10 protein-coding genes are annotated in these 8,166 nt (G+C 69.9%); 6 read left to right on the top strand and 4 right to left on the bottom strand.

The window, feature by feature from the left end; all coding sequences use genetic code 11:
- The 4 genes from ACPYO4_RS02470 to ACPYO4_RS02485 form a co-directional block, all read right to left on the bottom strand.
- On the bottom strand, positions 1 to 257 hold a 257-nt coding region (locus tag ACPYO4_RS02470; protein WP_425707631.1), incomplete at its 3' end, for a hypothetical protein.
- Between the two features lie 204 nt (positions 258 to 461).
- A complete protein-coding gene (locus ACPYO4_RS02475) occupies positions 462 to 923 on the bottom strand; it encodes a CinA family protein (RefSeq protein WP_425707632.1) in 462 nt (153 codons plus the stop codon).
- Positions 924 to 1,192: 269 nt separating this feature from the next.
- Complete coding sequence (locus ACPYO4_RS02480) at positions 1,193 to 1,495, bottom strand: cupin domain-containing protein (RefSeq protein WP_425707916.1); 303 nt, start codon at positions 1,493 to 1,495, stop codon at positions 1,193 to 1,195.
- A 38-nt stretch (positions 1,496 to 1,533) separates the two neighbouring features.
- Positions 1,534 to 2,043, bottom strand: coding sequence for a DoxX family protein (locus ACPYO4_RS02485; protein ID WP_425707633.1), 510 nt, complete (start codon positions 2,041 to 2,043; stop codon positions 1,534 to 1,536).
- Between the two features lie 143 nt (positions 2,044 to 2,186).
- Here ACPYO4_RS02485 and ACPYO4_RS02490 point away from each other — a divergent pair, with 143 nt between their 5' ends.
- The 6 genes from ACPYO4_RS02490 (at position 2,187) to ACPYO4_RS02515 (ending at position 8,095) form a co-directional block, all read left to right on the top strand.
- Complete coding sequence (locus ACPYO4_RS02490; RefSeq protein WP_425707634.1) at positions 2,187 to 2,978, top strand: IclR family transcriptional regulator domain-containing protein; 792 nt, start codon at positions 2,187 to 2,189, stop codon at positions 2,976 to 2,978.
- 208 nt (positions 2,979 to 3,186) lie between these two features.
- On the top strand, positions 3,187 to 4,416 hold the full coding sequence (locus tag ACPYO4_RS02495; RefSeq protein WP_425707635.1) for a CaiB/BaiF CoA transferase family protein: 1,230 nt from the start codon (positions 3,187 to 3,189) through the stop codon (positions 4,414 to 4,416).
- Positions 4,413 to 5,207, top strand: a complete 795-nt coding sequence (locus tag ACPYO4_RS02500; RefSeq protein WP_425707636.1) for a citryl-CoA lyase — start codon at positions 4,413 to 4,415, stop codon at positions 5,205 to 5,207. The genes ACPYO4_RS02495 and ACPYO4_RS02500 overlap by 4 nt, the downstream gene beginning before the upstream one ends.
- 50 nt (positions 5,208 to 5,257) lie before the next feature.
- Positions 5,258 to 6,169, top strand: a complete 912-nt coding sequence (locus tag ACPYO4_RS02505) for a hypothetical protein (protein WP_425707637.1) — start codon at positions 5,258 to 5,260, stop codon at positions 6,167 to 6,169.
- Positions 6,166 to 6,543 carry a hypothetical protein gene (locus tag ACPYO4_RS02510; RefSeq protein WP_425707638.1) on the top strand — a complete coding sequence of 126 codons (378 nt, stop codon included), beginning with the start codon at positions 6,166 to 6,168 and terminating at the stop codon, positions 6,541 to 6,543. Before ACPYO4_RS02505 ends, ACPYO4_RS02510 begins: the two co-directional genes overlap by 4 nt.
- A gap of 55 nt (positions 6,544 to 6,598) precedes the next feature.
- Positions 6,599 to 8,095, top strand: coding sequence for an amidohydrolase family protein (locus ACPYO4_RS02515; protein WP_425707639.1), 1,497 nt, complete (start codon positions 6,599 to 6,601; stop codon positions 8,093 to 8,095).
- The last annotated feature ends 71 nt before the right edge of the window (positions 8,096 to 8,166 follow it).

Here is an 8,166-nt window from a genome sequence, read left to right on the forward strand (position 1 = left end):
GGGTAAAGTAGGTCGGCGATACACATTGCACCGACGCCTATGGCGTACCCAATCGAGGCGCCAGCGACGTGGTTGAGGTCGGTGCCGAAGTAGATCTCGTCTCCGCGCAATAGATTGACGACGGGTCCGAGAGAGAAGAATACAAAGAACGCCGCGACGATCGCTAGGCTGTTACGTATGCCGCCGCGGCGGAGCAGCCAGATAGTGCCTGCCACCGAAGCGAGCAGGCAACCAGTTACGACCACGACATCGATCACGTGAGCATCATACCGACCATTTCTGGGGTGCCCTCATCGTTGCGCCTCGCCGGCACGCGCCGACGTGTGTGGATCATCCTCCCGGTAGCACCCCTCATGCTGTCGCCACCGCTCGGCCGCGGGTCTCCTTGCCATGCCGCCTCATCTCAGCCACCATCCATCCTCCTGGGTAGGATCAACAGCCTCTGATGATTCCGCTCTGGTTCACGTCATCTCCAGGTCTCGCTGCTTGGTTCGGACGAGGACCTCGAGAGGTTGGCAGGGGATGTGGTGCAGTTCCGAGCGTACGTCGCCCACCACGATGACGGCGACCCATGTCGTGCCCGGTTCGTGCCTGGACTGCCCGCCCGCCCCGGAGGCGGCGACCACTACGTCGGCGCCTGTCATCCTGTTTTCCGAGCTCAGCCTGGGATGCGGGGTCTGCTGCGATCTGGCCGGGCCCGGCGGGTTCTCGAGGGCCCGGTGCTGGACCTTGGAGAAGTAGCAGACCACACCGCCCGGGAATCGCGGGCTGGAGTCGGGCGTGGCCGTTGGCTGGGTAGCGATCTTGCCGCCGGTGTGTGACTCGGTCACGGTGGCGCAGAAGCGATCCTCGAGCATGACCGTGGACAGACGTTCGGCGACCTTGGCGGCTCGCTCCTCTTGCTCCTGCGAGTAGGTTGCCATCGGGGTCCTTTTTCCGCCCGGGTCGCATGCCCCTGGAGGGCAGAGACGGAGCCTCGCGTCGGGGTTCGATCGTTGGTGGTGCTCCGTGCGGCCTCTGGTCTCGGGTCTTGCGAGGTTCTCCTGGTGTGCCGCTCATCCGGCGTCGGAGAATGCGCCCTACGTTCAGTTGTCGATGTGCGTGCGCCGGCCGAGTATCGCGAAGGTGTGCTGGATCGATGTCGGGAGCGAGGCCTGCGTTTTCGGCTTGGGAGTGGGTGCGGAGGTGGTCATTACACATCCGGGTGGTGGCCGCAGGGGTGGGGGCCGTCTCGCAACCTGGGCGGGGTGACGGCGACCATGAATCGTGCGAGTTCGTCGCCGTAATTGAGGGAGCGTCGGGGCAGGCCGGAGTCGGCAGCACACGTGTCGTCCTTGGGTAGGGTGGTGACGTCGCCGGCGACTTCGACGTTGAGTCTGCCCTGTGGCACGACGAGGCACTCGTGTAAGGGGTGATTGCGTGGGCCGTCGGACGAAGAGCCGTCCGCGGCGAGCTTTCCCTCAAGGGCCTCCAGCCGGATAGATCCTGCCGACAGGCCCTAGTACTCGATGCCGCCGTGAGTGCGGTTGCGGGCTAGTGGGAGGTTGCGCGCCGGTGCCGCGCCACTATCAGCACGATGGGCAGAGCCGCGACTATCGCGAGCAGCGCAGCGCCGCCCGCCCACAGTGGACCGTGGAACGGGAACCAGGGGAGCGCCGCATCCACGGAGTACCCGCCCGGGCCCGTCACCGCGAGCGCGAGAGCGATGAGGGCGTAGGTCAACGGCACCTCGTAGCCGCCCAGGTGCGCCCAGATGCCCTTCGGCCAGAGCGTCGACATCGCGACGATCATCGTGCCCATCGCGATAGCGTTGCCCAGCGGGGTGAGGGCGCCCAGCGCGATGAGGGTCGCTGCGGCGAGCTCCGAGAGGCCGGCGATCGTCACCATGACGGCGCCGGGACGCACGCCGTCGGCCTCGAGCAGCGGGGCCGTGCCGGCGATGCCGCGGCCGCGGAACCAGCCGAAGAGCTTCTGGCACGCATGGCCAGCCAGCAGTGTGGCGAGTGCGAGGCGCAGCAGGAGCAGCCCCAGGTCCGTCTCCACCGACTCGCTCTCCTGTCCGTGTATCGTACGAGTGTCCGAAAGGTAGGCCCGCGCCGTCCCGCCCGTCAACGGGCCCCCGCGAACTCCGGCTCCTACGCTGGGCGGCCGAGGCGGGCCGACCGGCCGGCGAGAGGGAGAATGCGATGCGCGAGAAGACGAACCCTGACTTCGTCGAGGCGGTCGCGCGCGGGTTCGACGTGGTGCGGTCCTTCGACGGCGCGCCCTCGCAGTCCCTGAGCGAGGTTGCCAGGCGCACCGGGCTCGCCCGGCCGACCGCCCGCCGCCTCCTCATCACGCTCCAGGAGCTCGGCTACGTGGCCGCCAAGGACGGCCGCTTCGAGCTCACCCCGCGGGTGCTCGAGCTCGGCGTCGCCTACTTCAGCGGGGGCGACCTCTGGGAGGCCGCCATGCCCCGCCTGCGTCAGCTCGTCGAGCGCACGCACGAGTCGTCCTCCATCGCGCAGCTCGACGGCTCCGACGTCGTCTACGTCGCCCGCGTCGCCGTACCCAAGCTCGTCACGCTCTCGGCGAGCGTGGGCACCCGGTTCCCCGCCGCCCAGACCTCGCTCGGCAAGGTGCTTCTGGCCAGCCTCACCGGCGACGAGCTGGGCGAGGTCCTCGAGCAGCCCTCCCGCTCCGGGATCGTCCCCAGCTGGCAGCCCGACCGCAGCGAGCTCGACGAGGTCCTGGCCGAGGTCCGGCAGCAGGGGTGGGCCATCTCCGACCAGCAGCTCGCGCCGGCCATCCGCTCGGTGGCCGCGCCCGTGCGCCGGTCCGACGGCACGGTGCTGGCCGCCATGAACGTCAACGCCCACGCCGCCGAGACCAGCCTCGAGACGCTGCGGGATCAGCACCTGCCGCACCTGCTCCAGGCCGCCGCGGACCTCGGCGTCGACGTCGCCCTCCGCGCGCGCGTGCCCGCTGCCACCGCCTGAGCCCACCCGCCCCGCCGCGTGGGTGCTCTCGAGCGGCGCCGGTCCCCTCCGTCAGGGCCAGCCCGAGCCGTGCCTGGTGGTTCGTCGTCGTGCATTGACTCCATCCCGACCCGTCGTTAACCTCGGGCCCAGACGAGATGTCCGCCTGGTGGTGGACTGTACGGCTGGCGGACGCCGTGGGCCGGATCTAGGCGCGAGGAGGAGCCCGATGACGCAGGGAATCGGCGAGCACGCTGGCGGTGCGCGGCCGGAGCGAGGCGGCGCCGCGGGCGACGCCGGACGAGGGCCGCTGACCGGCCTGCTGGTGGCCGACTTCTCGCGTGTGCTCGCCGGACCGTTCGCCACGCAGATCCTCGGCGACCTCGGCGCGGAGATCGTCAAGGTCGAGGCCCCGGTGGGCGACGAGACCCGCGACTGGCGGCCCCCCGAGCGCGACGGCGTCTCGACCTACTACCTCGGCATCAACCGGAACAAGCGGGACATCGTGCTCGACTTCCGCGCCGAGGAGGACCGGGCGCTCGTGCAGGAGCTCGCCCGCCGGGCGGACGTGGTCATCGAGAACTTCAAGCCCGGTGGGCTGGCGAAGTTCGGGCTCGACTACGACACGGTGGCCGAGACGAACCCCAGCGTCGTGTACTCCTCGATCACCGGGTTCGGCGCAGCCGGCGGGGCGAGCCTGCCCGGCTACGACCTCATCGTCCAGGCGATGTCCGGCCTCATGAGCCTCACCGGCGACCCCGAGGGGCCCGCCTACCGCTCCGGGGTGTCGGTGTTCGACATCATGAGCGGCCTGCAGTCGGTCATCGGTATCCTCGCCGCCCTGCGGCACCGGGACGCCACGGGCGAGGGGCAGCACGTCGAGGTCAACCTGCTCTCGACCGCGCTGGCCGGGATGGCCAACCACTCCTCGACCTACGTGGCCGGGGACGCCGTGCCGTTTCGCATGGGCAACGCCCACCCGAGCCTGTTCCCCTACGAGCCGCTGCCGACCGGCGACGGCGACCTCATCGTCGTGGCCGCCAACGACCGGCAGTTCGCCACGCTCGCCCGCGTGCTCGGGATCGAAGACGTGGTCGACGACGAACGGTTCACCACCACCGACGCCCGCAACCGGAACCGCGACGCGCTGCGACCGCTCCTGGTCGAGGCCCTCGCCGCCGCCACCGCCGAGCAGTGGTTCGAGCGCCTCAGCGAGGCCGGCATCGCGTGCGGGCCCATCCAGACGATCGACGGGGGAGTGGCCCTGGCCGAGCGCCTGGGCCTCGACCCGGTCGTCACGGTCGGAGAGGGGGAGAGGGCGGTGCCGATGATCCGCAACGCGATCACCTTCTCCAGGACGCAACCGCAGTACCGGCTGCCCCCGCCCACCCTCGGCGAGCACAGCGACGAGCTGCGCGCCTGGCTGAGCGCACCGGCGGACCAGGAGGCCAGCGCATGAGTGAGGACCGCACCTACCCGACGGCGATCGGCACCTCCACGGCCGAGACCATCGAGCTCCTCGGCCACGACCTCGCGGGCGAGCTGCTCGGCCAGATCAGCTTCGGCGAGCTGGCCTACTGGCTGGCGACGAAGCGGCGGCCGAGCGCGGGCCAGCTGCGCGTGTTCGAGGCGGTCCTCGTCTCGCTCGCCGACCACGGGTACACGCCGACGGCGATCGCGGCCCGCATGACGTACTACTCGGCTCCGGACTCGATCCAGGGGGCGATCGCGGCCGGGCTGCTCGGCGGGGGCTCGCGGTTCCTCGGCGTCACCGAGGACACGGGGCGGTTCCTTGCCGAGCACCTCGCCGGGCTCGGGGACACCAGCGGCTACGACGAGGCGGCGTGGGACGAGGCGGCGCTGGGCGTCGTGGCCGCCGTCAAGGCCGACGGCGGCAAGGTCCCCGGCCTCGGGCACCCCGTGCACAAGCAGGGCGACCCGCGCACGCCGGTGATGTTCTCCATCGCGCGGGAGTCGGGCGTGTTCGGGCCGCACCTGGCGCTGTTCGAGGCGATCGGGCGCGTGCACGCCGAGGTGCTGGGGCGCACCCTGCCGCTCAACGGCGCCGGCGTGGCCGGGGCGGCCCTCGCCGACGCCGGTCTCCCGCTCCGGCTGCTGCGCGGGTTCGCGCTGCTGGCCCGCACCGCCGGTCTCATCGGTCACCTGGCCGAGGAGCAGGAGAGCCCGGTGGGGCCCGACATCTACATGGAGGTCGACCGCCACGCGCGGTACGTGCCCCCCGAAGGCTGACGCCGGTCCGCCCCGATCGCTGCTGCCGAACCACCTCGAAGGAGAGATGCATGGCCACGCTGTCCGCGGTGCTTGCCACGACGCACCACCCGTTCTTCTACAAGGCGACCGAGCTGACGCCGCCCGAGGAGCAGATGCCCCAGGCGCCGGAGTGGAAGGCCAAGGTGGCGGCCTACCGGGAGACGCTCACGGCCGCTGAGCCGGAGCTGCTGGTGATGGTGGGGTCGGACCACTTCCACCAGTTCTTCTACGACAACTACCCGACGTTCCTCATCGGCAAGCAGCCCCGCTACGACGCGACGTTCTACAACGAGATCCGTGAGTTCGGCATGCCGACCTACGAGCTCGAGGGGCACGAGGAGCTGTCGGGGTTCATGCTGCGCGGGCTGATGGAGCGGGGCTTCGACTTCTCGGTGTCCAATGAGCTGAAGATCGACCACTCGATCATCTGCCCGATCATCACCACCCGGCCCGACGGCGACCTGCCGATCGTGCCGATCTACACGAACATCTTCGCGCCGCCGCTGCCGAGTCCGAAGCGGTTCTACGAGCTGGGTCGGGCGATCCGGGAGGTCATCGAGGAGTTCCCGAGCGACAAGCGCGTCGCGGCGATCGGGTCGGGGCACCTGTCGCTGGAGCTGGGTGGTCCGCGGATGTTCGAGGAGCACGGGCCCGACCCGGAGTGGGACGTGCAGGCCATCGAGTGGCTCGCAGGCGGGGACATCGAGGCGATCTTGGACAATGTGACCTGGGAGTCGATGTCGAGGTCGGGCAACGCGACGCCGGGGTTCTTGGATCTGGTGCTGATGCTGGGGATCGCGGGGCCGGAGAAGGCGGCCTACGTCGATGATCTGGACCTGTACCACACGCGTGAGATGTACATGACGTGGTACCCCGACGGCGACCCGAGGGACCTGCGCGAGGCGAGCTCCGCCGTCGTGGGCGAGGGGGCGACGGTATGAGCCGGTACGCGGTGAACAAGTTCCTCTTCCAGGTCGATCGTGACCCGGACCTGCTGGCGGCCTACAAGGCCGACCCCGCGGAGATGGTCGCCCGCTGGGAGAGCGAGTACATGCCCTTCCTGGGCTCGCAGGGCCAGCGCGTGGAGCGCACGTCCTGGCTGGGCCTGACCGACGCCGAGCGCACGGCTCTCGTGGAGCACGACTATGTGGCGTTGTTCGAGATGGGGGCGCACTACTTCCTCACGCTGACGATCTTCATCGGTATCTACGAGGAGGACTACATGGCGCGCAGCGGGCCGCTGGCGTTCCAGAGGGAGTACCGCGACAAGCTCAAGCACTGGATCGGCAAGGACTACCCCAGCGTCGAGGTCTGACCGACCCCCCGGATCACCACGGACCTGTCCAGACATTCTCGAAGAGGAGCATGCAATGACCACCCCCGTACCCGAAGCAGGCCGCCCCATCGTCTTCCGCGGCGGCATCGTCGTGACCATGGACGACGCGCGGACCGTGCACAACAATGCCGACGTCCTCGTCGTCGACGGCAAGATCGCCGACATCGGCCCCTCGCTCGCCGTGCCCGACGGCACCTACGAGATCGACGCCGCCGGCGGCATCGTCATGCCCGGCATGATCGACTCCCACCGGCACATGTGGCAGACCGCCATGCGCGCCTACGGCTCGGACTGGACGCTCACGCAATACTTCGTCTGGTACTACCTCGAGCACGGCACCGCGTTCCGCCCCCAGGACTACTGGGCCGGCAACGCGCTGAGCACGATCGACGCCATCGAGTCGGGCATCACCACCACCGTGGACTGGTCGCACGGGCTGCAGTCCGTCGAGCACGCCGAGGCCGCCATCGACGCGCTCGTGAGCTCGCCGGGCCGGTACGTCATGGGCTTCGGCAACATCTTCGGCGGCCCGTGGGAGTGGACGGCCGACCCGGCCTACCGCCGCGTGTTCGAGAGCGCTCTTGCTGATTCGAGGCTGGCGGGCGTGCAGCTGGCGTTCGACGTCACCGGCGACCCGGCGTTCCCCGAGAAGAAGGCCTTCGAGGTGGCTCGCGAGCTCGACGTGCGCGTGACGACCCACGCGGGCGTGTGGGGCGCGACCAACGACGACGGCGTGCGGCTCATGCACGAGCACGGCTTCATGGAGCCCGGCACCGTCTACGTCCACGCCGCCACGCTGAGTGAGGACTCCTACCAGCGGATCGCCGCGACCGGCGGGGTGGTGTCCCTGTCGACCGAGAGCGAGCAGAGCTGCGGTCAGGGCTACCCGCCCTCCCACGCGCTGCGCGCGCACGACATCCCGGTGTCCCTGTCCGTGGACACCAGCGCGTGGTTCAGCGCCGACCTGTTCTCCGCGATGCGCACCACCCTGGGTGCCGACCGCTCCTGGGAGCACCTGACCGCCCACGAGCACGGCGACACGGTGACGCACTCGCACCTGCGCAGCCAGCACGTGGTCGAGTGGGCCACGCGCGGTGGGGCGAAGGCCGTGGGGCGCGAGGATGAGCTCGGGTCTCTGGAGGTCGGCAAGCTCGCCGACGTCGTGCTGCTGAAGAACGACCACTCGCCGACGATGTTCCCTGTTCTCAACCCGTACGGGCACATCGCCATGCAGGCGAGCCGCGGGGACGTGCACACGGTGCTCGTGGGCGGGGACGTGAAGAAGTTCGAGGGCCGGCTCGTGGGCGTGGACCTGCCGGCGATGCGCTCGCGGCTCGAGGACACGGTCGAGCACCTGCGCTCGACCCTCGGCGACGACGTCTGGCAGGCCGGGATGAACCCCGACATCCCCGAGACCAAGGTCCTCGACAACCCGTACATGTACACGGAGTACCGGGACAGCTCGACGCGCACCGCGTACGAGACGCAGGCGCCGTCGGCGCGCGCGGGCGCGGCGCCGCAGGAGGGGTGAGCCGGGGGCGGGGGGGGGGAGATCGCTCTGTTTTGTTTTAGGCCACCCGCCCCTAACCACCCAACCCCCCC

Source organism: Georgenia sp. Z1491 (assembly GCF_049856175.1).
In the GTDB taxonomy this organism is placed as follows: Bacteria; Actinomycetota; Actinomycetes; order Actinomycetales; family Actinomycetaceae; genus JB111.